The sequence below is a fragment of the Rhodococcus sp. S3 genome (assembly GCF_058211795.1).
In genome coordinates, this window is the sequence record NZ_CM177074.1 from 3,363,613 (window position 1) to 3,386,360 (window position 22,748).

Annotated in this window: 24 protein-coding genes; 13 read left to right on the plus strand and 11 right to left on the minus strand. The window is 69.4% G+C overall.

The genetic code is table 11. The features are described 5' to 3' along the window. The first annotated feature begins 170 nt into the window (after window positions 1–170). Genes AC0LPE_RS15725 through AC0LPE_RS15745 form a run of 5 tightly spaced genes read left to right on the plus strand, consistent with a single transcriptional unit; the run spans window position 171 to window position 5,106 of the window. Window positions 171–1,130: a glycoside hydrolase family 26 protein gene (locus AC0LPE_RS15725; RefSeq protein ID WP_490606359.1), complete on the plus strand. Its 960-nt coding sequence runs from the start codon at window positions 171–173 to the stop codon at window positions 1,128–1,130. Continuing rightward, window positions 1,127–2,365, plus strand: a complete 1,239-nt coding sequence (locus tag AC0LPE_RS15730) for a PP2C family protein-serine/threonine phosphatase (RefSeq protein WP_490604796.1) — start codon at window positions 1,127–1,129, stop codon at window positions 2,363–2,365. The genes AC0LPE_RS15725 and AC0LPE_RS15730 overlap by 4 nt, the downstream gene beginning before the upstream one ends. Next, the gene (locus AC0LPE_RS15735) at window positions 2,362–4,317 is read left to right on the plus strand and encodes a glycosyltransferase (protein WP_160877618.1); all 1,956 of its coding nucleotides are present in this window, start codon (window positions 2,362–2,364) and stop codon (window positions 4,315–4,317) included. Before AC0LPE_RS15730 ends, AC0LPE_RS15735 begins: the two co-directional genes overlap by 4 nt. Then, entirely contained in the window at window positions 4,314–4,649 is a 336-nt protein-coding gene (locus tag AC0LPE_RS15740; protein WP_160877620.1) for an STAS domain-containing protein, read from the plus strand. The genes AC0LPE_RS15735 and AC0LPE_RS15740 overlap by 4 nt, the downstream gene beginning before the upstream one ends. Continuing rightward, complete coding sequence (locus AC0LPE_RS15745) at window positions 4,639–5,106, plus strand: ATP-binding protein (RefSeq protein WP_202400462.1); 468 nt, start codon at window positions 4,639–4,641, stop codon at window positions 5,104–5,106. The genes AC0LPE_RS15740 and AC0LPE_RS15745 overlap by 11 nt, the downstream gene beginning before the upstream one ends. Here AC0LPE_RS15745 and AC0LPE_RS15750 read toward each other — a convergent pair. From AC0LPE_RS15750 to AC0LPE_RS15765, 4 genes are all read right to left on the minus strand, one after another. After that, window positions 5,086–7,209 carry a xanthine dehydrogenase family protein molybdopterin-binding subunit gene (locus tag AC0LPE_RS15750; RefSeq protein ID WP_088897146.1) on the minus strand — a complete coding sequence of 708 codons (2,124 nt, stop codon included), beginning with the start codon at window positions 7,207–7,209 and terminating at the stop codon, window positions 5,086–5,088. The two genes, AC0LPE_RS15745 and AC0LPE_RS15750, sit on opposite strands and share 21 nt — an antisense overlap. Beyond that, complete coding sequence (locus tag AC0LPE_RS15755) at window positions 7,206–8,207, minus strand: FAD binding domain-containing protein (protein WP_490604797.1); 1,002 nt, start codon at window positions 8,205–8,207, stop codon at window positions 7,206–7,208. The genes AC0LPE_RS15750 and AC0LPE_RS15755 overlap by 4 nt, the downstream gene beginning before the upstream one ends. Further along, window positions 8,204–8,797, minus strand: a complete 594-nt coding sequence (locus tag AC0LPE_RS15760; RefSeq protein ID WP_037190583.1) for a 2Fe-2S iron-sulfur cluster-binding protein — start codon at window positions 8,795–8,797, stop codon at window positions 8,204–8,206. The genes AC0LPE_RS15755 and AC0LPE_RS15760 overlap by 4 nt, the downstream gene beginning before the upstream one ends. A gap of 215 nt (window positions 8,798–9,012) precedes the next feature. Next, entirely contained in the window at window positions 9,013–9,570 is a 558-nt protein-coding gene (locus tag AC0LPE_RS15765) for an NAD(P)H-dependent oxidoreductase (protein ID WP_016693161.1), read from the minus strand. 89 nt (window positions 9,571–9,659) lie between these two features. Between AC0LPE_RS15765 and AC0LPE_RS15770 the strand changes: the two genes are divergently transcribed. From AC0LPE_RS15770 to AC0LPE_RS15780, 3 genes are read left to right on the plus strand one after another with little or no spacing between them, the layout of a single operon-like run. Continuing rightward, entirely contained in the window at window positions 9,660–10,343 is a 684-nt protein-coding gene (locus AC0LPE_RS15770; protein WP_490604798.1) for a TetR/AcrR family transcriptional regulator, read from the plus strand. A gap of 4 nt (window positions 10,344–10,347) precedes the next feature. After that, on the plus strand, window positions 10,348–11,139 hold the full coding sequence (locus AC0LPE_RS15775; protein WP_088897143.1) for an META domain-containing protein: 792 nt from the start codon (window positions 10,348–10,350) through the stop codon (window positions 11,137–11,139). A gap of 24 nt (window positions 11,140–11,163) precedes the next feature. Next, window positions 11,164–11,583, plus strand: a complete 420-nt coding sequence (locus AC0LPE_RS15780) for an META domain-containing protein (protein ID WP_026061342.1) — start codon at window positions 11,164–11,166, stop codon at window positions 11,581–11,583. Window positions 11,584–11,604: 21 nt separating this feature from the next. Here AC0LPE_RS15780 and AC0LPE_RS15785 read toward each other — a convergent pair whose 3' ends face one another. Together AC0LPE_RS15785 and AC0LPE_RS15790 are read right to left on the minus strand one after the other, a co-directional pair. Next, complete coding sequence (locus AC0LPE_RS15785) at window positions 11,605–12,153, minus strand: nucleosidase (protein ID WP_490604799.1); 549 nt, start codon at window positions 12,151–12,153, stop codon at window positions 11,605–11,607. After that, window positions 12,150–12,950 carry a fructosamine kinase family protein gene (locus tag AC0LPE_RS15790; RefSeq protein ID WP_490604800.1) on the minus strand — a complete coding sequence of 267 codons (801 nt, stop codon included), beginning with the start codon at window positions 12,948–12,950 and terminating at the stop codon, window positions 12,150–12,152. The genes AC0LPE_RS15785 and AC0LPE_RS15790 overlap by 4 nt, the downstream gene beginning before the upstream one ends. Window positions 12,951–13,014: 64 nt before the next feature. Between AC0LPE_RS15790 and nadE the strand changes: the two genes are divergently transcribed. Beyond that, window positions 13,015–13,851: an NAD(+) synthase gene (gene nadE, locus AC0LPE_RS15795; protein ID WP_159417928.1), complete on the plus strand. Its 837-nt coding sequence runs from the start codon at window positions 13,015–13,017 to the stop codon at window positions 13,849–13,851. Here the strand turns inward: nadE and AC0LPE_RS15800 are convergent. Both AC0LPE_RS15800 and moaA read right to left on the minus strand, forming a co-directional pair. After that, window positions 13,848–14,126 (minus strand): MoaD/ThiS family protein, encoded by a 279-nt coding sequence (locus tag AC0LPE_RS15800; protein WP_490604801.1) that lies wholly within the window; start codon window positions 14,124–14,126, stop codon window positions 13,848–13,850. The genes nadE and AC0LPE_RS15800 overlap by 4 nt on opposite strands. After that, entirely contained in the window at window positions 14,119–15,177 is a 1,059-nt protein-coding gene (gene moaA, locus AC0LPE_RS15805; RefSeq protein ID WP_094980266.1) for a GTP 3',8-cyclase MoaA, read from the minus strand. The genes AC0LPE_RS15800 and moaA overlap by 8 nt, the downstream gene beginning before the upstream one ends. A gap of 129 nt (window positions 15,178–15,306) precedes the next feature. Between moaA and AC0LPE_RS15810 the strand changes: the two genes are divergently transcribed. From AC0LPE_RS15810 to AC0LPE_RS15825, 4 genes are all read left to right on the plus strand, one after another. After that, the gene (locus AC0LPE_RS15810; RefSeq protein WP_490604802.1) at window positions 15,307–16,512 is read left to right on the plus strand and encodes a molybdopterin molybdotransferase MoeA; all 1,206 of its coding nucleotides are present in this window, start codon (window positions 15,307–15,309) and stop codon (window positions 16,510–16,512) included. Continuing rightward, window positions 16,509–17,507 carry a bifunctional molybdenum cofactor biosynthesis protein MoaC/MoaB gene (gene moaCB / locus AC0LPE_RS15815; RefSeq protein ID WP_490604803.1) on the plus strand — a complete coding sequence of 333 codons (999 nt, stop codon included), beginning with the start codon at window positions 16,509–16,511 and terminating at the stop codon, window positions 17,505–17,507. Before AC0LPE_RS15810 ends, moaCB begins: the two co-directional genes overlap by 4 nt. Further along, window positions 17,500–17,913, plus strand: a complete 414-nt coding sequence (locus AC0LPE_RS15820) for a molybdenum cofactor biosynthesis protein MoaE (RefSeq protein WP_490604804.1) — start codon at window positions 17,500–17,502, stop codon at window positions 17,911–17,913. The genes moaCB and AC0LPE_RS15820 overlap by 8 nt, the downstream gene beginning before the upstream one ends. Before the next feature lie 224 nt (window positions 17,914–18,137). Continuing rightward, complete coding sequence (locus AC0LPE_RS15825; protein ID WP_490604805.1) at window positions 18,138–19,559, plus strand: DEAD/DEAH box helicase; 1,422 nt, start codon at window positions 18,138–18,140, stop codon at window positions 19,557–19,559. 48 nt (window positions 19,560–19,607) lie between these two features. On the opposite strand, the gene AC0LPE_RS15830 is transcribed toward AC0LPE_RS15825, so the two are convergent. From AC0LPE_RS15830 to AC0LPE_RS15840, 3 genes are all read right to left on the minus strand, one after another. Continuing rightward, window positions 19,608–20,630 carry a CobW family GTP-binding protein gene (locus AC0LPE_RS15830; RefSeq protein ID WP_490604806.1) on the minus strand — a complete coding sequence of 341 codons (1,023 nt, stop codon included), beginning with the start codon at window positions 20,628–20,630 and terminating at the stop codon, window positions 19,608–19,610. 72 nt (window positions 20,631–20,702) lie between these two features. After that, complete coding sequence (locus AC0LPE_RS15835; protein WP_006550373.1) at window positions 20,703–21,338, minus strand: MBL fold metallo-hydrolase; 636 nt, start codon at window positions 21,336–21,338, stop codon at window positions 20,703–20,705. Continuing rightward, the gene (locus AC0LPE_RS15840; protein ID WP_088897136.1) at window positions 21,335–22,420 is read right to left on the minus strand and encodes an S-(hydroxymethyl)mycothiol dehydrogenase; all 1,086 of its coding nucleotides are present in this window, start codon (window positions 22,418–22,420) and stop codon (window positions 21,335–21,337) included. Before AC0LPE_RS15840 ends, AC0LPE_RS15835 begins: the two co-directional genes overlap by 4 nt. Window positions 22,421–22,748: the final 328 nt, after the last annotated feature.

Below are 22,748 nucleotides of genomic sequence, written 5' to 3' on the forward strand. Positions count from 1 at the left end.
TTTCGGGCGTGTCTCGGCGTGTCGCCGCAGCGCGTCCGAGAGAGACCTCGAGCACAGTGTGGCGGGTGCCACCGACAACTTCCCGAGGTCACTGCGAGAACACCCTCCGGAGGGCCTGCGCGGGGAGCTCCGCCCGGGAAGAATGACTCCTCGTGCACCCGGTTCGCGCGATGGTCGCCGCACTGCTGGCACTGTCCCTGTGTGCCGCCTGCGACTCGCGCCGTCAGTGCGAGCCGATCTCCGCCCCGCTCGACGAGACGAGCACCGCGTGTCCCCGCTTCGGCATCAGCACCCCGGGCGGCCCGGTGGCCGTCGACGAGTACCGCGCGGTCACCGAGGCGGTCGGCGCCGCGCCGGGTGCGGTGCTGTGGTTCGTCGACTTCCTCTCCCCTCCACCCGTCGGGGCCCTCGACATCGTGCGTGCCTCGGGAGCCGACCCGATCGTCACGTGGGAGCCGTGGCTGCAGCGCGGCGACGGGACGTACGACCGGACGTCGATCACGATGGCCGACATCGCCGCCGGGGTCCACGACGACCATCTCTACCGGTGGGCGGACGAACTCACCGCGTGGGGCGGGACGGTGTACCTGCGCTTCGCGCACGAGCCGAACGGGGACTGGTACCCGTGGGGTCCCGCCGGCGGTACCCCACCGGAGACCTACGTCGCGGCGTGGCGACACGTGCACGAACTGTTCGCTTCCAAGGGGGCCGAGAACGTGCGCTGGATCTGGACGGTCAACGTCCCGCACGAGGGCAGCAGTCCCATCGCACCCCTGTATCCCGGTGACGACCACGTCGACGTCGTCGGGGTCGACGGTTACAACTGGGGCACCACGCGGCCGTGGAGTCGCTGGCAGTCCCCCGAGGAGCTGTTCGGACCGACCTTCGACGAACTCGGCCGGATCGCCCCGGGTCGTCCCGTCGCGGTCACCGAGGTCGCGAGCGCGGAGGCCGGTGGATCGAAACCGGACTGGATCCGGGATCTGGTGGGTTACTTGGACGGTCACCCCGCGGCAACGACGTTCGTGTGGTTCCATCACAACAAGGAAACCGACTGGCGCCTGACCAGCACGGCCGAGTGCGCGGCGGCCCTGGGCGACGCTCTGCACAGGAGACACACCGCACGATGACATCCGAGGCGTCGTTGCTCCCCGACCATCTCGAGGACGAGCGCATGCGCGACGTCGAGCGGCTCGAGCTGCTCGACACCCCTCGCGAGGAGCGCTTCGACAAGATCACCCGCATGGCGTGCCGCGTGTTCGGCGTCCCCATGGCGTCGCTGTCGCTGATGGACCACGACCGGCAATGGTTCAAGTCGATCCTCGGATTGGAACTCTCCGAGGTTCCTCGCGAGAGGACGGTGTGCCGCACCACCATCGCGCGCGCGTACGAGCGACCGGACGACCTCGCACTCGTCCTCCCCGATGCCGCAACCGATCCCGCCTTCATGGACATCCCGGGTATCGGTGGTGACGGTGGGATCCGGTTCTACGCGGGTTACCCACTGTTCGGTCCGGCCGGTCATCCCGTGGGCACCTTCTGCATCTACGACACCGAGGAGAGGAACCTCGACCCGGATCAGCTCGACACCTTCGCGGAGCTGGCCGAATGGGCGCAACGCGAACTCGACCGTTCCGACGAACTCGACCGCGCCGCCGAGATCCAGAAGCAACTCCTCCCCCGGCCGCTACCCGACCTCCCGGGCTACGAGATCGCCACCGTCTGCCTGCCCGCCTTCGTGGTGGGTGGCGACTTCTACGACCACTACCGGCTCCGCGAGGGCGTCGTGATCTCCGTTGCCGACGTGATGGGAAAGGGTCTCGGCGCGGCGATCCTGGCGTCGGGCGTGCGCTCCTCGTTGCGCGGTGCCGGCCGCGTGCTCGACCGTTTCGGACGCCGTCCGGTCGGCGTGCTCGACACGGGGATGGCGTTGACCCTCGGCGCCGAGCATCTCGCCGACGACTTCGAGCACACGGGAACGTTCGCCACCTCCTTCGTCGCTGCGATCGAGTTCTCCACGGGAGACGTCGACCACGCCGATGCAGGGCACGGACTCGCGGCGATCCGTCGCGCGGACGGCAGGGTCGAACCCGTCGAGGGCGACGGCCCACCGCTCGGGGTGTTCCCCGCCACCACATGGACATCGGAGACCGCGCACCTCGCCCCGGGCGACATGCTGGTGGTCTGCTCGGACGGACTGCTCGACCTGCTCGACGAGAACAGCGATCCGGCGGCACTGTGCCGTTTCGTCGCCGACCATCCGACCCCGAAGGCGCTGGTGGCCGCTGCACGTGCCCTGACGGAGAACGAACCTCCGCTCGACGACGTCACGGTCGTCTCGATACGACGGAACGAGGTGTCGTGAAGGCTGTCACGAAAGAGGGCTACCCGTCCCCCTTCCTGCGCGTCCTCATCGTCCTCACGGTCGTCGTCGGTCTGAACTACATCGTCTGGCGCTGGCTGTTCTCCGTGAACTGGGATGCCTGGTGGATCGCGATACCGCTGGTGCTGGCGGAGACGTACAGCCTGATCGACTCGCTGCTCTTCGCGTTGACGATGTGGCGGCTGAAGAGACGGCCCGAACCACCCGCAGCGCCGGAGGGGTTGACGGTCGACGTGTTCATCACCACCTACAACGAACCCGTCGACCTGGTGCTGCACACCGCCGCGGCAGCGAAGCGGATCCGCTATCCGCACCGGACGTGGATCCTCGACGACGGAGCCCGGCCCGAACTCGCCGCAGCGGCCGCCGAACTCGGCGTCGACTACATGACGCGGGCGGCGAGCTGGACGAACAAGCCGCGCCATGCCAAGGCCGGCAACCTGATCAACGCGCTGCTGCATTCGGACGGCGAGTTCCTCCTCATCCTCGACGCCGACCAGGTGCCCGAACCCGAGATCCTCGACCGCACACTCGGATACTTCACCGACGACCGCACCGCCCTGGTGCAGACACCGCAGTACTTCACCAACGTTCCCGAGTCCGACCCGCTCGGCAGCCAGGCCCCGTTGTTCTACGGCCCGATCCAGCAGGGCAAGGACGGCTGGAACGCAGCGTTCTTCTGCGGGTCCAACGCGATCCTCCGACGCGAAGCGCTCATGCAACTCGGCATCTCCGGCTATGTCCGGGCCGTCGAGGACGGCGTCGAACGCACCCTGCGCACCGCCGGCAAGGTGGTCGACCGCGCACGCCGGAAGGTGCCCGCCGATCAGCCCGACGTGGCCGCGGCACTGGAGTCGGTGCGACAGGCCGTTCGCTCGGCACGGGGCGAACTGCGGGCGGGAACAGCACTCGCCGACGTCACCTTCCGCTTCCAGCAGGCGGTCGACGCCGCTGCGCGCAGCATCGTCGATGCCGACTTCGGTGGTATCCGAGCCGATCTCGAGGAGATCGCCGCGCTCGACGCACACGGAACCGATGCGCTCACCATCGACGAGACCGTGCTCGAACGCCTCGCCGACCGCGAATGGTCACCGCTCGGTGCACTCGAATCGATCCGCGCGATGATCCGGGCCGTCGACGTCGACCGCGCCGAGGAGGCCGAGCCGATGCTCGCGTTGGCCACGATCTCCGTGACCGAGGACATGGCCACCTCGATGCGTCTGCACGGCGCGGGCTGGAAGTCCGTCTACCACCACGAGATCCTCGCGTACGGACTGGCGCCGGAGGATCCGAAGACGATGGTCACGCAGCGGCTCCGGTGGGCGCAGGGCACGATTCAGGTGATGCTGCGGGAGAACCCACTCGTCCAGAAGGGCATGACCCTCGCGCAGCGCCTCATGTACTGGGCGACGATGTGGAGCTATCTCTCGGGGTTCGCGGCCCTCGCCTATTTCGCGGCGCCGGTGATCTATCTCGTCTTCGGGGTCCTGCCGGTGGAGGCCTACAGTCTCGACTTCTTCGCGCGGCTCGTCCCGTTCCTGGTCCTCAGTCAGTTGCTGTTCTTCGTCGTCGGCCGCGGCACACCGACCTGGCGTGGCCAGCAGTACAGCCTCGCACTGTTCCCGGTGTGGATCAGGGCGTGCTGGACGGCCTTCCTCAACGTGTACTTCGACAAGCCGCTGGATTTCGCGGTCACCCCGAAGACGCGTCAGGGAGGCGAGGGTGTCCCCTGGTATCTGTTCCGTCAGCAACTGCTCGTCATGCTGTTGCTGGTCGTGGCGGCGGTCGTCGGGGCGGTGCGGTTGTTCCTCGGCGACATCTCGGTTCTCGGCGTGACCGCGAACCTCGTCTGGGTCGTGTTCGACCTGTTGATTCTGTCGGTGGTGATCGGCGCGGCTCGCTACCGTGGACCCGAGAACGAAGGAGTTCGATGAGCCACTACGAAACGCGTACGGTCGGAACGAGTACCGTCGTGCAGCCCACCGGTCGCCTGAACATGGTTGCGGCACCACGTCTTCGCGAGCAGTTGCGCGATCTCGTCGAGAGCGGATCCCATCGGCTCGTCGTCGACCTCAGCACGACGGAGTTCATCGACTCCTCCGGGCTCGGCGCACTCGTGTCCGGATTGAAGGCCGCCCGGCAGGCCGGCGGCGACCTGCGGATCGCCTCGCCCACGGCGCAGGTGCAGAGCGTGCTCGCGCTGACCCGGCTCGATCGGGTCCTGGCGACCCACGATTCCGCGGACGCGGCCTTCGATGGCGACTGACGGATCACCCAACATCCGTTCTGCCGACGGCGCGTCCGGCCGGTGGGAGTTGTCCGCGCCGACGAGCGAGGGCACCCTCGACCGGATCATGGATCTGGTCGCGGAGATGTTCGCCGCCGAGGAACTCGACGAGTCCGATCGCGTGCAGTTCGAGATCGCGGTTGCCGAGATCGCCGCGAACATCATCGAACACGCAGGTCGGGGACGAGCCGTCTCGGTGACGTTGACCCTGGAACTCCATCCGGATCGTCTCGAGGCCGTGTTCGTCGACGACGGCGCTCCGGCCCGTGTGGATCTGCGTTCGGTCGAACTCCCGGACGCCCTCGCCGAGCGCGGTCGAGGACTCGCCATCGCCCTCGCCGCGCTCGACGAACTGCGGTACCGGCGACAGGTCGGCACCAATCGCTGGCTGCTGATCTGTCACCGGTCCGATGCGTCAGGGCAGTCCGGGCAGTAGGTCGTCGAGCCGGGCCGGCAGGTTCCGAACCCGTACGCCGGTCGCGTGCCACAGGGCGTTGACGACCGCCGCGGCGCTGCCGACGATCCCGATCTCACCGATCCCCCGCGACCCCATGGGTGTCGCATGCAGGTCCTCGTCGTCGAGCCAATCGGCTTCGATGCCACGGATGTCGGCGTGCGTCGGCACGTGATATTCCGACAGGTCGTGGTTGACGACGTGCCCGAAACGGGCGTCGCGGATGCTCTCCTCGAACAGCGCCATCGAGATCCCGAACGACATCCCGCCGATGAACTGCGACCGCGCCGTCCGCGGGTTGATCACCCGTCCCACGGAGAACAGCCCGAACATCCGGGGCACCCGGATCTCGCCGGTGTCGGCGTCGACGTGCACCTCGGCGAAGTGCACACCGAAGGACTGTGCGGTGTAGTGCTCGAGTTCGCGGTTCTCGGCTGCCGACGCGGACAGTTCGGCGCCCACCGGCGGATCGTCGCCGAAGCGTTTGCCGAATTGCTCTGCGGCCGTGACGATCGCGGTGCCCCAGGACGAGGTGCCCGACGACCCGCCGGCCACCGTGCCGTTGGGCAGTGCGCTGTCGCCGATCTCGAGGTCCACGTCCTCCGGTCGGCATCCGAGTGCGTCGGCGGCGATGAGGGTCAGGGTCGTCCACGCGCCCGTACCGAGGTCGGTGGCTCCGATGCGGACGGAGTAGCGCCCCTCCCCCAGATGCCGGATATGGGCTTCCGAGCCGGGATTGACCATGTGGGGATAGGTCGCGACCGCCATGCCGGTACCGATCAGGGTGTGGCCCTGCCGCCGGGTTCCGGGTTCGCGGTCGGACGGATCCCATCCGAACCGCTGTGCGCCTTCGCGGAGGCATTCGACGAGCCGGCGCGACGACCACGGCTTCCCCGTCTCCGGATCGGACTCGGGTTCGTTGCGGATGCGCAGTTCGATCGGGTCGATCCCGAGTTCGGCGGCGAGCTCGTCCATCGCCACCTCACCGGCGAACATGCCCGGGGCTTCACCGGGCGCGCGCATCCAGAACGGCGCCGGGACATCGAGGGTGATCGCGCGATGCGACGTGCGGGCGTTGGCGACGTCGTACAGATTGCGCAGCGGTACCCCCGCCTGTTCGACGAATTCGGTGACCCGGGACGACTGGGCGAACGCCTCGTGCACGAGACCGGTGAGCCTGCCGTCACTGTCGGCCGCAAGCCGGATGTGCGAGGCGGTCGGAGCCCGGTAGCCGACGTAACCGAACATGTCGGGACGGGAGACCGCGAACTTGATCGCCTTGCCCGGCAGGGCCCGCGCCGCGAGTCCGCCGAGGACGTCGTGCGCGTGAGGACCGCCCTTGGAACCGAATCCCCCACCGATGTACGGGCAGACCACCCGCATCCGGGCCGTGTCGAGGCCGAAGACCGGTGCGAGGGTCTCGACGACGCCGTGCGGATGCTGCGTCGAGGTGTACAGCGTCAAAGTGTGTGCGTCGACCTCACCGTTCGACGGCACGACGTCGATCCGCCAGATCGCGACGACGGTGTGCGGTTCGAGCGGGTTGTTGTGTTCCTCGGGGGTGGAGTACCACTGATCGATCACCGTCTCGGCGCGGGTGAACGCCGCGTCGACATCCCCTCGCTCGGTGTCGGGTTCGTAGCCACCGTTGACGGTCTCGGGGGTGTACGCATCGGGATGGTCGGCGCGGAAGAGCGCGTCGTGCGGTTCCTCGCTGTATTCGACCTCCAGGAGCGAGCATGCCTCCCGGGCGATCTCGAAGCTCTCGGCGACGACCGCACCGATGATCTGCCCCCGGTACAGCACCTCGGGTGTCTGCAGGACGGAGTACTCACCTTCGGCCTCCTCGGTGAGACGCGGGGCGTTCCAGGGAGTGAGGACCTTCAGCACCCCGGGCACCGCTTCGGCAGCGGCGGTGTCGATCCGGTCGACGCGCCCGCGGGCGATGGTGGAGGTGAGCGGCACGAGGTAGGCGGGATCGTCGACCGGATGCTCGTAGGCGTACGGCGCCGTCCCGGCGACCTTCGCCGGTCCGTCGATTCGCGCGGTGGAGCGCCCACCTGTTCGGATCGGCTCGGGGCTCATGCGGATCCACCTCGTTCCCGTCGTTCGTCGAGTTCGCGCAGGGTCGCCACCACGGTGCGCCGCAGCAGCGGGATCTTGTAGGCGTTGCCGTCGAGGGGGCTCGCGTCGGCGAGTTCGGCCTCGGCCGCAGCGGCGAAGACCTCGTCGGAGGGTTGCTGCCCGAGGAGCGCTTCCTCCGCGCGGTGTGCCCGCCAGGGCCGGTGCGCGACCCCGCCGAATGCGATGCGGCACCCGGTGATCGTCCCGTCCGCGACGGTCATCTCGGCCGCTACGGAGACCAGCGCGAAGGCGTAGGACGCCCGGTCGCGCACCTTGCGGTAGGTGGACAGCGAACTCTGCGCTGCGGGGATCTGCACGCCGACGATCAGGTCGTCACGTTCGAGCACGGTGTCGCGCTCGGGGGTGTCGCCGGGAAGGCGGTAGAAGTCCTCCACCGCGATCGCGCGTTCACCGTCCGGGCCGAGGACGAGGACTTCGGCGTCGAGCGCGAGCAGGGCGACCGCCATGTCGGAGGGATGGGTGGCCACGCAGTGCTCCGAGGCGCCGAGGATCGCGTGGTAGCGGGTGTATCCGCCGATGGCGAAGCAGCCGCTGCCGGGTTCGCGTTTGTTGCAGGGGGTGCTCACGTCCCGGAAGTACGAGCACCGCGTGCGCTGGAGCAGGTTGCCACCGGTGGTCGCGGTGTTCCGGAGCTGAGGCGAGGCACCGGCGAGCAGTGCACGCGACAGCACCGGGTAGTTGCGCCGCACGAAGGGGTGCGCCGCGAGGTCGCTGTTGCGGACGTTGGCGCCCACCCGGATTCCTCCGTCGGTCGTCTCCTCGACGGTGTCGAGCGGTAGATGCGAGACGTCGACGAGAACGTCGGGGGTCGCGACGCCGAGTTTGAGGTGGTCGACGAGATTCGTGCCGCCCGCGAGGAAGACCGCGCCCGGTGTCTCGTGCACGACGGCGACGGCCGCGGCGGGATCTGCCGGTCGCTCGTAGCGGAGGGAGCTCATCGCGACGCCTCCGTATCGAGTCGACTGTCGCCGGTACCGAGTCGGCTGTCGCCGGCGGCGACGGTGCGGATCGCCGAGACGATGTTGGGATAGGCGGCGCAACGGCACAGATTGCCGCTCATGCGTTCCCGGATCTCGTCGTCGTCGAGTTCGGGTGCCTGGTCGAGATCGGCCGTGACGTGACTCGGTGACCCGTCGGCGAACTCGTCGAGCATGCCGACGGCCGAACAGATCTGGCCGGGGGTGCAGTAACCGCACTGGAAGGCGTCGTCCTCGATGAACTGCGCCTGGAGCGGATGCATCTCCCCGTCGCCGAGTCCGGCGGCGGTGACGATCTCGGCGCCGTCGTGCGAGGCGGCGAGGGCCAGGCACGAGAGGGAGCGCCGGCCGTCGATCAGCACGGTGCATGCTCCGCACTGACCGAGATCGCATCCCTTCTTCGGGGACGTGATCCCGAGGCGGTCGCGCAGCGCGTCGAGCACGGTGGTGCGGACGTCGATCGGGACGCGGCGCTCCACCCCGTCGACGTGGAGAACTATGTCGAGATCGGGTCGGTGGCCGGTATCGGTCCTCGTGTCCCCGCTTGTCATGGGCAAACCTCCGAACAGTGGGCTGTGTTCGGGGCATTCCCGCTGCAGGCGTCATCGAACCGTCGGGATGCGACGAGTGGTGCGTTCGCTGCTCGGCCGGACCGTGCGGATACGCGCGGTGCCGGAGACCTCGGGGGTCTCCGGCACCGGGTGTCGGTCGGTCCGCCGGCCGCTCTCGGTGCCGGCGGTACCGGCAAGGGAGGCGGACGTCTCGATCAGGCGTTGGCGAGCACCTTGGTGGCGTCGGCCAGTGCGGCCACGACCGTTGCGACCTGCTGCGCGGTCTCGGCGTGCTCCTTGGCGTGCTCGCCGCCGAACTTGCCGAAGGTCTCGCCGACGGACAGCGAGCCGCCGTCGACGACCTTGCCGCCGGCGATTCCGACGACCTTGACCGCGTCCTCGAGCGCCCACTTCGCGGCATTCTGGCTGGGCGACTGGCTGACGATGGCGACAGGCTTGCCGCTCAGTGCACCGGCACCGTAGGGGCGCGACAGCCAGTCGACGGCGTTCTTGAGCACCGCGGAGACGGTGCCGTTGTACTCGGGGGTGACGACCAGCACGGCATCGACATCGGCAGCGGCGTCGCGCAGGGCCACGGCAGCAGCGGGGGCAGCCTCGCCGTCGAGGTCCTCGTTGTAGAACGGAACGTCGGCGAGGCCCTCGTAGAGGGTCACCTCGACGTTCTCGGCAGCGACCGCCGCGGCGGTCTCGGCGATCTGGCGGGAGATGGAGCCGTCGCGCAGGCTGCCGACGAGGGCGAGAACTCGGGTCATGGGAACATCCTCGGGTCGAAGTGGTTGACTACGCAATGTTAAACGGACCGCGGTCCGCTTTATTCCCCGCCCCGCTAGAGTGTGACCTTGTGAACACTCGCCCCCTCCCGCACGCGGACGGTCGGGCGCTGCCTGCGGCGAACAGTCGGGCCCTCCCTCTGGCGGACGAGCGACTCTCCGAACGGGGCGACGCAGCGCGCAATCGTTCCCGTCTGCTCGACGCCGCCGCCCTGCTCGTCGCCGAACGCGGCGTCGACGCCGTGACGATGGACGCCGTCGCTGCGCGGGCCGGGGTCGGCAAGGGCACCGTCTTCCGCAGGTTCGGCTCCCGCGCCGGGCTCGTCCGGGCGCTACTCGACCACAGCGAGCGCGAGTTCCAGCAGGGTTTCCTGTTCGGCCCGCCGCCGCTCGGCCCGGACGCCGAACCCCTGGCCAGGCTCATCGCCTTCGGTCGTGCGCGCATCGAACTCGTCGAGGTGCAGGGCGAACTGCTCCGCGCGGCCGAATCCGCCACCGACTCCCGCTACACCGCTCCCGCCCATCTGGTCTCGCTCGCCCACGTCGACGCGCTGCTGCGTGCCGCCGGCGTCACCGGCGACACCCGATTGCTGGCGACCTCGCTGGTCGCGTCGCTCGAGGCCACCCTCGTGCTCCACCAGTGGCGCGAGCTCGGGCATCCGCTCCGCCGACTCGCCGACAACTGGGCCGAACTGACACACCGCGTCGTGACCGGCCGAGGTACCCATGAAACCGGGTCGAGCGCCGTACCGTAACGGCATGATTCGCACATTCCGGGTGCTCGCGGTCGTCTCCCTGGCAGCGGTGGCCGCCGCGTGCAGCACCGATTCGGATTCGGCCGACACCCACTCCGCGGAGGACCTCACCGGCCGCACCTTCGTCTCGACGAGCGTGACCGGCACGCAGATCCCGGGCGACGGACCGATGGTCGTCGAGTTCCCGGACGACGGACGCATCTCCGCGACTGCCGGCTGCAACCGCTTCGTCGGCGGTGTGGACCTGGCCGACGGCCGAGTGAAGACATCGAACCTGGCGAGCACGATGATGGCCTGCCTGCCGGAACGCGAGGGAGCCGACGCCTGGCTCACCACGCTGTTCGGCGCCGAGCCGCGCTGGTCGCTCGACGGGAACACCTTCACGCTCACCGGCGACGACATCACGGTCTCGCTCGAGGACGAGAAGGTGGTCGACCCCGATCTGCCGATCGCCGGCACCGAGTGGGTGGTGACCTCGCTGCGCACCGCCGACGCCGTCGTCAGGTCGGTCGCCCTGGAGAACGCCGCGCCGACACTCACACTGTCCGACGACGGCACCCTCACCGGGAACACGGGGTGCAACGAGTTCGGCGGCAGCGCCGAGGTCGGCGACGATGTCATCCTGTTCGAACCGCTCACCATGACCCGCGCGGCGTGCGCCGATCCCGAGGTCGCCGACATCGAGACGCACATCCTGAACGTGCTCGCAGGTGAGACCACCTACGCCGTCCAGGGCTCGTCGATGACCCTCACCGCGGCGAACGGCACCGACGGACTGGAGTTCACGGCCCGCTGACCCCTCCTCGGTACCGTGAGACCCATGCCGGGAGCAGTCCGCGTGGTCGTCGTCCTCGCACTGGGTGCGCTGCTGTCCGGGTGCGGCATGTTCGGGTCGTCGCCGTCCGACCCGATCGGCCGCCGTTACGTCTCGACCGAGGTCGAGGGGCGGCCCATCCCCGGCGGCGGCCCGCTCCAGTTGTCGTTCCCCGCCCGGGAGCGGGTCGCGGCATCCGCCGGATGCAACCGGTTCACCGGCACCGCCGACCTGTCCGGGGGCAGGATCCGTGCCGGGACGCTCGCGTCCACGAGGATGGCGTGCCCTCCCCCGCGCGACGGCGCCGACGACTGGGTGCGGACGCTGTTCGCGGCCACCCCCCGGTGGACTCTCGACGGAGAGGTGCTCACCCTGACCACCGGCGCGGTGACCGTCACCCTCACCGAACGTACGGACGGGCGCTGAGGCCGGCCGAGAGCGAATCGTTCAGTAACGCTCGACGAGCCACCGCGCGAGTTCCCGTGCGCTGCGGTCGACCTGCTTCGGCCAGTCGAGCGCCGAATCGTCGGCCCGGTCGCTCACGTGCTTGACGAGCCGGCACCGCGCGCCCATGCGGCGGGCGGCGTAGGCGACCGCGAAACCCTCCATGTCGACGAGATCGGCGCGGGCGGACAGCGCGTCGCGGATCTCGGCGTCCGAGACGAACGAATCGCCGGTGGCGAGCACCCTGCCGTCACCCTCGTCGATCTGCACGACGTCCTGCACGGGGTGACCGAGGCTCTTCAGGATCTCGCTGCTGATGTCGTGGTTGATCGCGGCGGACGGCAGGAACAGTCCCGAGTGGTGGGTGTGCAACGCGCCGGCGGTGCCGATGTTCACGACGAGCGGTCGCGCGTCGGCCGGATACGCCGCGAGCGCCGCGGTGACGGCCACCGCTGCGTCGACCTTCCCGATCCCGGTGATCACCGTCTCGTAGCGTTCCGGGACGTGCGCCGCCTCGGCGCGGGTTGCGGATACGACGAGGATCCCGTTCACGTACTGCCTCCGAGTTCGAGGGTCGCGAGTGCCGCCCGGTGCAGCTCCCGCCCGTACCCGGCACCGTATCCCGCGGCGTGCACCGCCAGTGGATGCAGCTGGTGCACGGGCACCCGCTGCTCCCATCCGGCACGCAGCGGATGTGCCGACTCGTAGCCGTCGACGACCCGGCCCAGGTGCGGGCAACCGAAGAGCGCGAGCATCGCCAGATCCGTCTCGCGGTGGCCGCCGTGCGCGGCCGGATCGATCAGGACGACGCCGCGCGGCGACCACAGCACGTTGCCGTTCCACAGGTCTCCGTGCAGGCGCGCGGGCGGATCCTCGTCGTCGAAGGCTCCGGCGGCGACGAGATCGCAGGCGGCCTCGATGTCGTGGCGCTGACGGTCGGTGACGCTGCCCGCCTCGACCGCGATGCGCAGGAAGGGCAGCACCCGCTCTGCGACGTAGAACGTTCCCCAGGTGTCGTGCACGGTGCGGCTCATGGGGCGGCGGCCGATGAACAGCGGCCCGTCGTAATCGTCGGGTGCCGCACCGAAACCGGCGGCGCCCACGTCGTGCATCCGGGCGAGTGCGGCACCGAACTCCCGTGCGGCCTCGACGGACGGGGATGCCTCGGCGATCCGCTCGAGTTCGATGTGGTGCTCGCTCACCGACCGCACCGCCGCCACCGGCATACCGGCCTCGGCGAGCCAGGCCAGACCGGCCGCCTCGGCCCGGAAGAAATCCGGTTGCGCGTGCGGATCGTGTTTGCGGAAGACGTCTCCGGTGCTCACCCCGAAGAGTCTGCCCGACCGCACTCTTCGCCCCGCCCTCTTCTCCGTTGTATCGCAGCAGTAACACGGGAACGCTAGGGTCGTGAAGATGACGAACCTTCGCGATCGGATCATCGAAGAACTCGGGGTGAAACCCTCCATCGACCCACGCGCCGAGATCGACGCGCGGGTGCAGTTTCTCGCCGACTACCTGCGCAGCACTCCCGCGAAGGGATTCGTGCTCGGCATCAGCGGCGGGCAGGACAGCACCCTCGCCGGCAAGCTCGCCCAGCTCGCCGCGGAGAAGCTCCGCGCCGAGGGCCACACGGCGGAGTTCGTCGCGGTCCGCCTGCCCTACGGCAAGCAGGCCGACGAGCACGACGCCCTCGTCGCATTGGAGTTCATCGGAGCCGATCGCACTCTCGGTGTGGATGTGAAGCCCGGCGCCGACGCGACGGCTTCGGAAGCGGCTCGCGCGCTGTACGGCACCGAGACGCGTCTGCGCGACTTCGTGCGCGGCAACATCAAGGCCCGCGAACGCATGATGATCCAGTACGCGATCGCCGGAGAACTCGGCTACCTCGTGGTCGGCACCGACCACGCCGCCGAAGCGGTGACCGGTTTCTACACCAAGTACGGCGACGGCGGCGTCGACATCACTCCCCTGGCCGGTCTGACGAAGCGGCAGGGTGCGGCGCTGCTGCGCGAACTCGACGCGCCCGAGAGCACCTGGATCAAGATCCCCACCGCCGATCTCGAGGACGACCGTCCTGCGCTGCCCGACGAGGAAGCGCTCGGCATGACCTACAGCGAGATCGACGACTATCTCGAGGGCAAGGACGTCACCGACGACCTCGCCAAGCGCCTCGAGACCAAGTTCCTCGACACACGGCACAAGCGCGTGATGCCCGTGGCGCCCTTCGACACCTGGTGGCGTGAGGGTTAGCCACCCGCGAAGGGCGGCAGGACGTCCACTCGGGACCCGGCCGGCCGGCCGAGGTCCCGGGTGAGTTCGCCCGTACCACCCTCGCCGGGTTCGAGCAGGAAGGCCGCCACCGACAGGACCCGCTCCATGCCGGCGCCGTAACGATCGACGAGCACGGCACGCAGCGCGCCGAGATCGGCGCCTTCCGGCAGGTCGATCGTGTCCTTCTCGCGTCCGGCCGCATCTGCTGCGGCCGCGAAGTACCGCACCTCGATCCCCGTCGTCACCTCAGCCACCGATAGCTCCCATGCTCCGCTGCGGCGGCGCGAAGTCCGCCGCGTCCATGCCGTGTCCGGCCCACTTGTTCCACATCGCCCCGCGCCACAGCGCGGCGAGTTCGTCGTCGGTGGCGCCGCCCCGCAGAGCGGCGCGCAGGTCGGTCTCCCGGTCGCTGAACAGGCAGGACCGGACCGTTCCCTCGGCCGTCAACCGCGTGCGGTCGCAGTCGCTGCAGAACGACCGCGTAACCGACGCGATGATCCCGACGGTCGCCGGTCCGCCGTCGACGAGCCAGCGTTCGGCCGGCGCGGACGGGTCCTCGCGTTCGGTCTCCGTGAGCGTGAACCGCTGCCCGAGCACGTCGAGCAATTGCTGGGCCGGCACCATCTGCGAGCGCGCCCAGTTCTGATCGGCGTCGAGAGGCATCTGCTCGATGAACCGCAGTTCCACGCCCTCGTCCAGGCACCACGCGAGCAGATCGGCCGCACCTTCGAGCGTTTCCGGCATCAGGACAGCGTTGACCTTGACCCGACCCAGTCCGGCGGCCACCGCGGCGCGGATACCGTCGAGCACCGAATCGAGCCGATCGCGGCGCGTGAGCCGCGCGAAGTGCTCGCGGTCGATGGTGTCGAGGGAGATGTTCACGCGGGTCAGTCCGGCGTCCGCCAGCGCCCGCGCACGGTGCCGGAGACCGACCGCATTGGTGGTCAGCGCGATCGGCAGCCCCGGCGTCTGCTGCGCGCATCCGGCGACGATCTCCTCGAGATCGCGGCGCATGAGCGGTTCCCCACCGGTGAAGCGCACCTCGTGGACACCGAGTCGACCGGTCGCGATGCCCACCAGACGCACGATCTCGGCGCTCGCGAGCAGCTGGTCGCGCGGAATCTCGGGAAGGCCCTCGGCCGGCATGCAGTAGGTGCAGCGCAACGAGCACTTCTCGGTGAGGGACACGCGCAGGTCGCGGGCGATGCGACCGAAGCGATCGAGAAGCTCGGGCACGTCGGGCCGATCGGACGCGTCGTCTGCGCGATCGCGCACGACCGGGATGCCCATGTCCACCGCTGTCATACGACCATCGCTTTCATACAGCCCAGTATGCCCACAACCGCCGATCGTGACATCGCATCCGGACAGACGGGGCACACGCGGCGCGTCGTGGGCGGCGGGGCACGGCCCTCGTGTGCCTAGGATGGCGGCATGACGAGCGGCAGGCGGTCCGTGGAGGAACACGAACAGCACGTGGCGGCGTTGCTCGACCCGTTGCGGAAGAAGAGCCCGTTGCGTGTGCCGCTCGCGCACGCGCTGCACCGCACCCTCACGGAGGACGTCGAGTCGCCGCTGGACCTGCCACCCTTCCGCAACTCCCAGATGGACGGCTACGCCGTCCGCGCCGGCGATCTCGCGTCGACCCCCGCCGACCTGCCCGTCCAGGGCGTGCTGGCCGCGGGCGACACCGTCGCGGCACTCGAACCGGGGCACGCGCTGAAGATCATGACGGGCGCTCCCGTCCCGGACGGCGCCGACGCCGTCGTCCCGGTCGAGGACACCCGTGCGACCACCCCCGACTCGGACGGCGCCGGCAGCGTGACCGTCGAGCGCAGCGTTACGCCCGGAACCTATGTGCGTGAGGCGGGAACCGACGTCCGCAAGGGCGATCTGCTGCTTCCCGCGGGCACGGTCCTCGCCGCCCGACACATCGCCGCGCTCGCCGCCGTCGGCCTCACCTCGATCCCCGTCCGTGCACGGCCGCGGGTCGCGATCATCTCGACCGGCAGCGAACTCGTCACGGCCGGGAGCGAACTCGGGCCGGGCCAGATCTTCAACTCGAACGGACCGGCGCTGGCCGCGAGCGCGTCGGCCAACGGTGCCGACGTCGTGACCATCGACCACTGCCACGACGATCCGGAGGAGTTCGTGACGATGCTCGAACATGCCGTGGGCGTCGCCGACGTCGTGTTCACCTCCGGCGGAGTGTCGAAGGGCGACTTCGAGGTCGTGAAGGACACGCTCGCGCCGCGGGGCGGGCAGTTCGTCTCGGTGGCGATGCAGCCGGGCGGCCCTCAGGGCACCGCCGTGGTCGACGGCGTGCCGATCCTGACCTTCCCCGGCAATCCCGTCAGCGCGCTCGTCTCGTTCGAGGTGTTCGCGCGACCCGCACTGCGGGCCGCCGCCGGCTATCCGCCCGTCGTGTGCGAGAGCCTGCCGCTCACCGAGGATCTCACGTCGATCCCGGGACGCCGGCAGTTCCTGCGCGGGCGACTCGACGAGAACGGGGTGACCCCCTTCCGCGGGCACGGGTCGCATCTCGTCGCCGGACTCGCCGCCGCCGACGTTCTCCTCGACATCCCCGCCGACACCACCTCCCTCGAAGCCGGAGACCTCGTGAAAGTACGGATCCTGTGACCGACCTCAGCCACCTGGACGACCAGGGACGCGCCCGCATGGTGGACGTCTCCTCGAAGACCGACACCACACGGATCGCCGTGGCGGCAGGCGAACTCGTCACCACTCCCGAGGTGGTCGCGCTCGTCCGCGCCGACAACATGCCCAAGGCCGACGTCCTGGCCACGGCCCGCATCGCCGGCATCGCGGCGGCGAAACGCACCTGGGAGCTCATCCCCCTGTGCCACCAGCTGGCGCTGTCGTCGGTGAAGGTGATGTTCGACTTCACCGACACCTCGATCACGATCGAGGCCACCGCGAAGACCAAGGGCCCGACCGGAGTCGAGATGGAGGCGCTCACCGCGGTCGCCGTCGCCGGCCTGACCCTGCACGACATGGTCAAGGCCGTGGATCCGGCCGCCGTTCTCGACGGCGTGCGGCTGATCTCCAAGGAGGGCGGCAAGCGCGGCCACTGGACCCGTGACGACGCACCCGGCCGGGACGGGACCCCCGGGGCCGGCGAACAGCCCGTGCAGAAGACCGGACGCTCCGCCGCCGTGGTCGTCGCGTCGACCGGTGTCGCCGCGGGCACCCGCGAGGACCGCACCGGACCGCTCATCCGGTCGTGGCTCGAGGACAAGGGATTCGCGGTCCGCGGTCCCCTCGTCCACGCGGACGCCGACATCGCAGCCGGTCTCGCCGACGCGGTCCGTCCGGGCCCTGCCCTGGTCGTGACGACCGGCGGAACCGGGGCGTCGCCGACCGACGCGACCCCCGAAGCGACTCTCGCCCTGCTCGATCGTGAACTGCCCGGCATCGCGGAGTCGATCCGGCAGCGCGGACTCGAGGCCACCCCGCACGCTGTGCTCTCGCGCGGCGTCGCCGGTCTCGTCGGCCACACGGTCGTCGTGAACCTGCCCGGCTCGCCCGGCGGGGTGAAGGACGGTCTCGCCGCCCTCGACCCGATCCTCGACCATCTGTTGGCACAAGTCGCAGGAGGCGGCGCTCATGAGTGAACTACTGGCCCGGATCTCCTCGGAACCGCTCGATCCCGCAGCGGTGGACGCCGCGGTGGCAGGCGCCGAACACGGTGCGGTGGTGCTCTTCACCGGTGTCGTCCGCAATCACGACGGTGGACAGTCGGTGACCGCGCTGCAGTACCAGGCACATCCGGATGCCGAAACGTTCCTGCGGCGGTGCTGCGAGGACGTCGCGATGAAGTCCGGGCTCCCGGTCGCGGCGGTGCACCGAGTGGGCGATCTCACCATCGGCGATCTCGCGCTGGTCGCGGCGGTCGCCGCCCCGCACCGCGCCGAAGCCTTCGCCACCTGCGCCGAACTGGTGGAACGTATCAAGGCCGAGGTGCCGATCTGGAAGCGTCAGCACTTCACCGAGGGCGCCTCGGAATGGGTGGGTCTGTAGTCACATCAGGGGACCGACGCACCCCGTGCGGTAGGGTGACATGGTTCGGGCGTCACGACGACGCCCACCGTCGTGGGATACCGGCGGCCCGGGATCGTGCCCGGCCCGCACGCACAGATGCAGTACGCACAGATGCACCGGCCTTCCTTGCGGCGATCGCACAGCACCACGGGCACACGGCCCGTCGAGTGCACACACGCCGCATCGAAAGGCAGCGCTGTTCCATGACCACATCATTCTCCGATCTCGGGGTGCCCCGCCCGCTCGTCGCCACGCTGAACGACGCCGGGATCACCAGCCCCTTCCCCATCCAGGTGGACACCCTCCCCGACACCCTCGCCGGTCGCGACGTGCTCGGACGCGGACGTACGGGTAGCGGTAAGACCCTGGCCTTCTCGATCCCGCTCGCCGCTCGCCTCGCCGGCCGGAGCACCCGGGCGGCCGGCCGTCCGCGCGGCCTGATCCTGGCTCCCACCCGCGAGTTGGCGACCCAGATCGCCGCGGCCATCGAACCGCTCGCGCATTCGTCCGGCCTGAAGGTCACCACGATCTTCGGTGGCGTGTCGCAGAAGCGCCAGGTCGAGGCCCTCCGTCGCGGCGTCGACATCGTCATCGCCTGCCCGGGCCGCCTCGAGGACCTCATGCGCCAGAAGTTCGTCGTGCTCGACGACATCGAGGTCACCGTGCTCGACGAGGCCGATCACATGGCCGACCTCGGCTTCCTGCCCGGCGTCACCCGCATCCTCACGGCGACGCCGAAAGACGGCCAGCGCCTGCTGTTCTCGGCCACCCTGGACAACGGCGTCGACAAGCTCGTCAAGCGGTTCCTGAAGAACCCGGTCATGCACTCGGTCGACGAGGCCACCTCCCCCGTCGCCGCGATGACCCACCACGTCTTCGACGTCGCGGGCATGGATGCGAAGAAGGACCTCGTCCGCGCCCTCGCCTCGGGAACCGGTCGCCGAATCCTGTTCATGCGCACCAAGCATCAGGCCCGCAAGCTCGCCAAGCAGCTCACCGACTCCGGCATCCCGGCGGTGGACCTGCACGGCAATCTCTCCCAGAACGCCCGCGACCGCAATCTCGCCGCGTTCTCGTCGGGTGAGGCTCGGGTGCTCGTGGCGACGGACGTCGCCGCACGCGGTGTCCACGTCGACGACGTCGAACTCGTCGTGCACGTCGATCCCCCGGCCGAGCACAAGGCGTACCTGCACCGCTCCGGTCGCACGGCCCGCGCCGGCAGCACCGGCGACGTCGTCACCGTCGTCCTGCCCGACCAGCGCCGGGATCTCGCGGCCATCATGCGCAAGGCCGCCATCGACGTCACCCCCGTCAAGGTGACGGCGGATTCCGAGCACGTGCTGAAGCTCGTCGGCGAGATCGCGCCGTACGTCGCGCCGGCACCGAAGCAGGCTTCCGCGCCGTCGCGTCCGCAGCGCAACGGCGGCAGCCGCCGTTCGTCGGCTCCCCGCCAGGGCTCCGGTTCGGGTCAGCGTTCCTCGTCGAGCGGACAGCGTTCCGCCGGTGGTCAGCGCTCCTCGGGTGGGCAGCGCGCGGCAGGCGGCCAGCGTTCGGCCGGTCAGGGCGCTGCAGCTGCCACCGGTGGCCGTCGTCGCCCCCAGCGCCGTACCTCCGCCGCTCGCTGAGCCGAAGGGCCGGCCTCCCGCGTCAGCCGGGTGAATCGGCCTTCCGCCTCAGCGGGGCGTGAATCGGTGTATCGCGTACATCGCGTCCGCGGACACCGGTTCGGTCGGCACGCAGCGGCGTAGTCGCTCGCGTACGTCGTCGGAGTCGAGATCGGCCCCGATGACGACGAGCTGCGTCCCGTCGGGCACGTCGTCGCCGCGACCCGCCGGTTCGAACCTGATGTGGTCGCCGACGGTGTGCAACAGATAGGTGCCGGTGTCCAGTCCGGCAGCGACTCGCACGTATCCCTTGATACGGAACACCCCTGCGGGCTGGTTCTCGAGGAAATCGACCAGCACGCGGGGGTGCAGTGCATCTGCTGACTCGAAGGTGATCGCGTCGTAGCCGTCGTGCAGATGGGTGTGCTCGTGGTCGTCCTGCTCGTAGAGCAACCGGTCGAGGGTGAGCTGCTCCCCCGGCTGCGGACCCGGCCGCTCCGGGATGTCGAACAGCAACGCCGGGTCGAGGCGACCGTGATCGGTCGAGACGACCGCGGCGCGGGAGTTGAGCCGGCACAGGCGCGTCAGCAGATCGTCGTGGGCCTCACCGTCGATCCGGTCGGTCTTGTTGATCAGCACCAGATCGGCGAGCGCCACGTGCTGTTCGACCTCGGGATGCTGCTCGGCGGTCGCGTCGAACTCCACCGCGTCGACGACCAGCACGAGGCCACCGTAGGAGACGTATTCGTTCTCCGAACCGGCGACGAGCCGGATCATGTTGCGGGGCTCGGCGAGTCCACTCGCCTCGACGACGATCACGTCGAGATCGGACGAGCGGTGGGCGAGCTTGTCGAGCATCGCGTCCATGTCACTGACATCGACTGCGCAGCACAGACATCCGTTGCTCAGCGAGACCATCGAGTCGACCTGCCCCGCCACCATCATCGAATCGATGTTGACGGAACCGAAATCGTTGACGATCACACCGATCCGCGCACCGCGGGTGTTGCGCAGCAGGTGGTTGAGCAGCGTCGTCTTCCCCGCGCCGAGAAATCCGGCCACCACGATCACCGGGATCTGCTTCTTCGCCATGGTGGTGAGACTAGCCGTGCGCTCGTACGCGGTTCCGACGGCAACCGCCGCCGGAACCGCGCACCGGCAGCATCAGCTGCCGCGCTTGATCCACTCCTCGAGGTGCGGCGACTCGGTGCCGATCGTGGTGCCGTCGCCATGACCGGTGTGCACCTTCGTCTCCGCGGGCAGGACGAACAGCTTGTCGCGGATCGACCCGATAATGGTCGGGAAGTCCGAGAACGAGCGGCCCGTCGCGCCCGGTCCGCCGGAGAACAGGGTGTCGCCGGTGAACAGCTCACCCGCTTCCGGCAGGTACAGGCAGGTCGAACCCGGCGAGTGACCCGGCGTGGCGATCGCCTGGATGTCGGTTCCGGCCACCCGGATCCGCTCCCCGTCCTCGAGCGTGCCGTGCGCGACACCCGGGTGGGTCATCTCCCACAGCACGTCGTCGGCCGGGTTGAGCAGGATCGGCGCGTCGAGCTTCTCGGACAGCTCCGGCGCCACGGTGATGTGGTCGTTGTGTGCGTGCGTGCACACGATCGCCACGACCTTCCGTCCACCGACGGCGTCGATGATCGGCTGCGCGGTGTGCGCGGCGTCGATCACCACGACCTCGGAGTCGTCGCCGACGAGCCAGATGTTGTTGTCGACCTCCCATTCGCCACCGTCGAGCGCGAAGGTGCCCGACGTGACGACCCGGTCGACGCGGATCGGCGAGGTGCTCACAGGACCACCACCGAACGGAGGACCTCACCGCGGTGCATCGTCTCGAACGCCTTCTCGACGTCGTCGATGCCGATGCGCTCGGTGACGAACTTCTCGAGCGGCAGGCGTCCCTGCTGGTACAGGTCGACGTAGGTCGGGAAGTCGCGCTCGGGCAGGCAGTCGCCGTACCACGAGCTCTTGAGCGAGCCGCCGTGCGAGAAGAAGTCGATGAGCGGCATCTCGAGGGTCATGTCCGGGGTGGGCACGCCGACGAGGACGACGGTGCCGGCGAGGTCGCGCGCGTAGAAGGCCTGCTTGTAGGTCTCCGGGCGGCCCACGGCCTCGATGACGACGTCGGCGCCGAAACCGTTGGTCAATTCCTTGATGGCCTCGACCGCGTCGGTCGAGGTCGAGTTGACGGTGTGGGTGGCGCCGAGGTCGGTGGCCCACTCGAGCTTCTTGTCGTCGCGGTCGACGGCGATGATCGTGCCGGCGCCCGCCAGGCGCGCACCCATGATCGCGGCGTCGCCGACACCGCCGCAGCCGATGACGGCGACGGACTGGCCGCGGGTGACCCCGCCGGTGTTCACGGCGGCACCGAGACCGGCCATGACACCGCAGCCGAGCAGGCCGACGACGGCCGGATCGGCGCTCGGGTCGACCTTGGTGCACTGGCCGGCGTGGACGAGGGTCTTGTCGGCGAACGCGCCGATGCCCAGCGCCGGGGAGAGCTCGGTGCCGTCCTCGAGCGTCATCTTCTGCGTGGCGTTGAAGGTGTCGAAGCAGTACTGCGGCTGACCGCGCTTGCAGGCGCGACACTGGCCGCACACCGCGCGCCAGTTCAGGACGACGAAGTCGCCGACGGCGACCGAGTCGACACCCTCACCGACGGACTCGACGACACCGGCGGCCTCGTGGCCGAGCAGGAACGGGAACTCGTCGTTGATGCCGCCCTCGCGGTAGTGCAGATCGGTGTGGCACACGCCGCACGCGGCGATCGCGACGACGACCTCACCGGGTCCGGGATCGGGGATCACGATGGGCACGACCTCGACGGGCGCTCCCTTCGAGCGAGCGACGACTCCGCGGACTGTTTGCGACATGGTGTCTCCGTTTCGTGATGCGACCGGCAGTGTCCGGTGTTTCCGACTTCCGGTGATTCCGACCCTAGCCACTCCCGCGGTGCTCTGCTCCTGATCGTTCGGCGGGCCCGACCCGGCCGAACGGCCAGGCGCTGAGCGGCGAACTCGAATTGTCCGATTAGCGCATTTCCCTTGGATTTTGCGACTCGACGCTCGGGCCGGCATTTTCCGTCGCCACCTCGGAAAACCCGTGTCGATGTAACGCCGCGAGCGACCTTCACGAAATCCGTTACGACCCGCCGCACTTCGGCGGGCCGGCAATTCCTCGGTCAGAAACGGATTGGTAGAG

Excerpts from the sequence above, each read along its gene's own strand:
- moaA (WP_094980266.1), bottom strand. The coding sequence starts at position 15,177 with ATGACAGCGGTGGACATGGGCATCCCGGTCGTGCGCGATCGCGCAGAC.
- AC0LPE_RS15755 (WP_490604797.1), bottom strand. The coding sequence starts at position 8,207 with ATGAGCTCCCTCCGCTACGAGCGACCGGCAGATCCCGCCGCGGCCGTC.
- AC0LPE_RS15825 (WP_490604805.1), top strand. The coding sequence starts at position 18,138 with ATGACCACATCATTCTCCGATCTCGGGGTGCCCCGCCCGCTCGTCGCC.
- AC0LPE_RS15830 (WP_490604806.1), bottom strand. The coding sequence starts at position 20,630 with ATGGCGAAGAAGCAGATCCCGGTGATCGTGGTGGCCGGATTTCTCGGC.
- AC0LPE_RS15750 (WP_088897146.1), bottom strand. The coding sequence starts at position 7,209 with ATGAGCCCCGAGCCGATCCGAACAGGTGGGCGCTCCACCGCGCGAATC.
- AC0LPE_RS15780 (WP_026061342.1), top strand. The coding sequence starts at position 11,164 with ATGCCGGGAGCAGTCCGCGTGGTCGTCGTCCTCGCACTGGGTGCGCTG.
- nadE (WP_159417928.1), top strand. The coding sequence starts at position 13,015 with ATGACGAACCTTCGCGATCGGATCATCGAAGAACTCGGGGTGAAACCC.
- AC0LPE_RS15740 (WP_160877620.1), top strand. The coding sequence starts at position 4,314 with ATGAGCCACTACGAAACGCGTACGGTCGGAACGAGTACCGTCGTGCAG.
- AC0LPE_RS15775 (WP_088897143.1), top strand. The coding sequence starts at position 10,348 with ATGATTCGCACATTCCGGGTGCTCGCGGTCGTCTCCCTGGCAGCGGTG.
- AC0LPE_RS15730 (WP_490604796.1), top strand. The coding sequence starts at position 1,127 with ATGACATCCGAGGCGTCGTTGCTCCCCGACCATCTCGAGGACGAGCGC.
- AC0LPE_RS15820 (WP_490604804.1), top strand. The coding sequence starts at position 17,500 with ATGAGTGAACTACTGGCCCGGATCTCCTCGGAACCGCTCGATCCCGCA.
- AC0LPE_RS15840 (WP_088897136.1), bottom strand. The coding sequence starts at position 22,420 with ATGTCGCAAACAGTCCGCGGAGTCGTCGCTCGCTCGAAGGGAGCGCCC.
- AC0LPE_RS15745 (WP_202400462.1), top strand. The coding sequence starts at position 4,639 with ATGGCGACTGACGGATCACCCAACATCCGTTCTGCCGACGGCGCGTCC.
- AC0LPE_RS15725 (WP_490606359.1), top strand. The coding sequence starts at position 171 with ATGGTCGCCGCACTGCTGGCACTGTCCCTGTGTGCCGCCTGCGACTCG.
- AC0LPE_RS15810 (WP_490604802.1), top strand. The coding sequence starts at position 15,307 with ATGACGAGCGGCAGGCGGTCCGTGGAGGAACACGAACAGCACGTGGCG.
- AC0LPE_RS15760 (WP_037190583.1), bottom strand. The coding sequence starts at position 8,797 with ATGACAAGCGGGGACACGAGGACCGATACCGGCCACCGACCCGATCTC.
- AC0LPE_RS15765 (WP_016693161.1), bottom strand. The coding sequence starts at position 9,570 with ATGACCCGAGTTCTCGCCCTCGTCGGCAGCCTGCGCGACGGCTCCATC.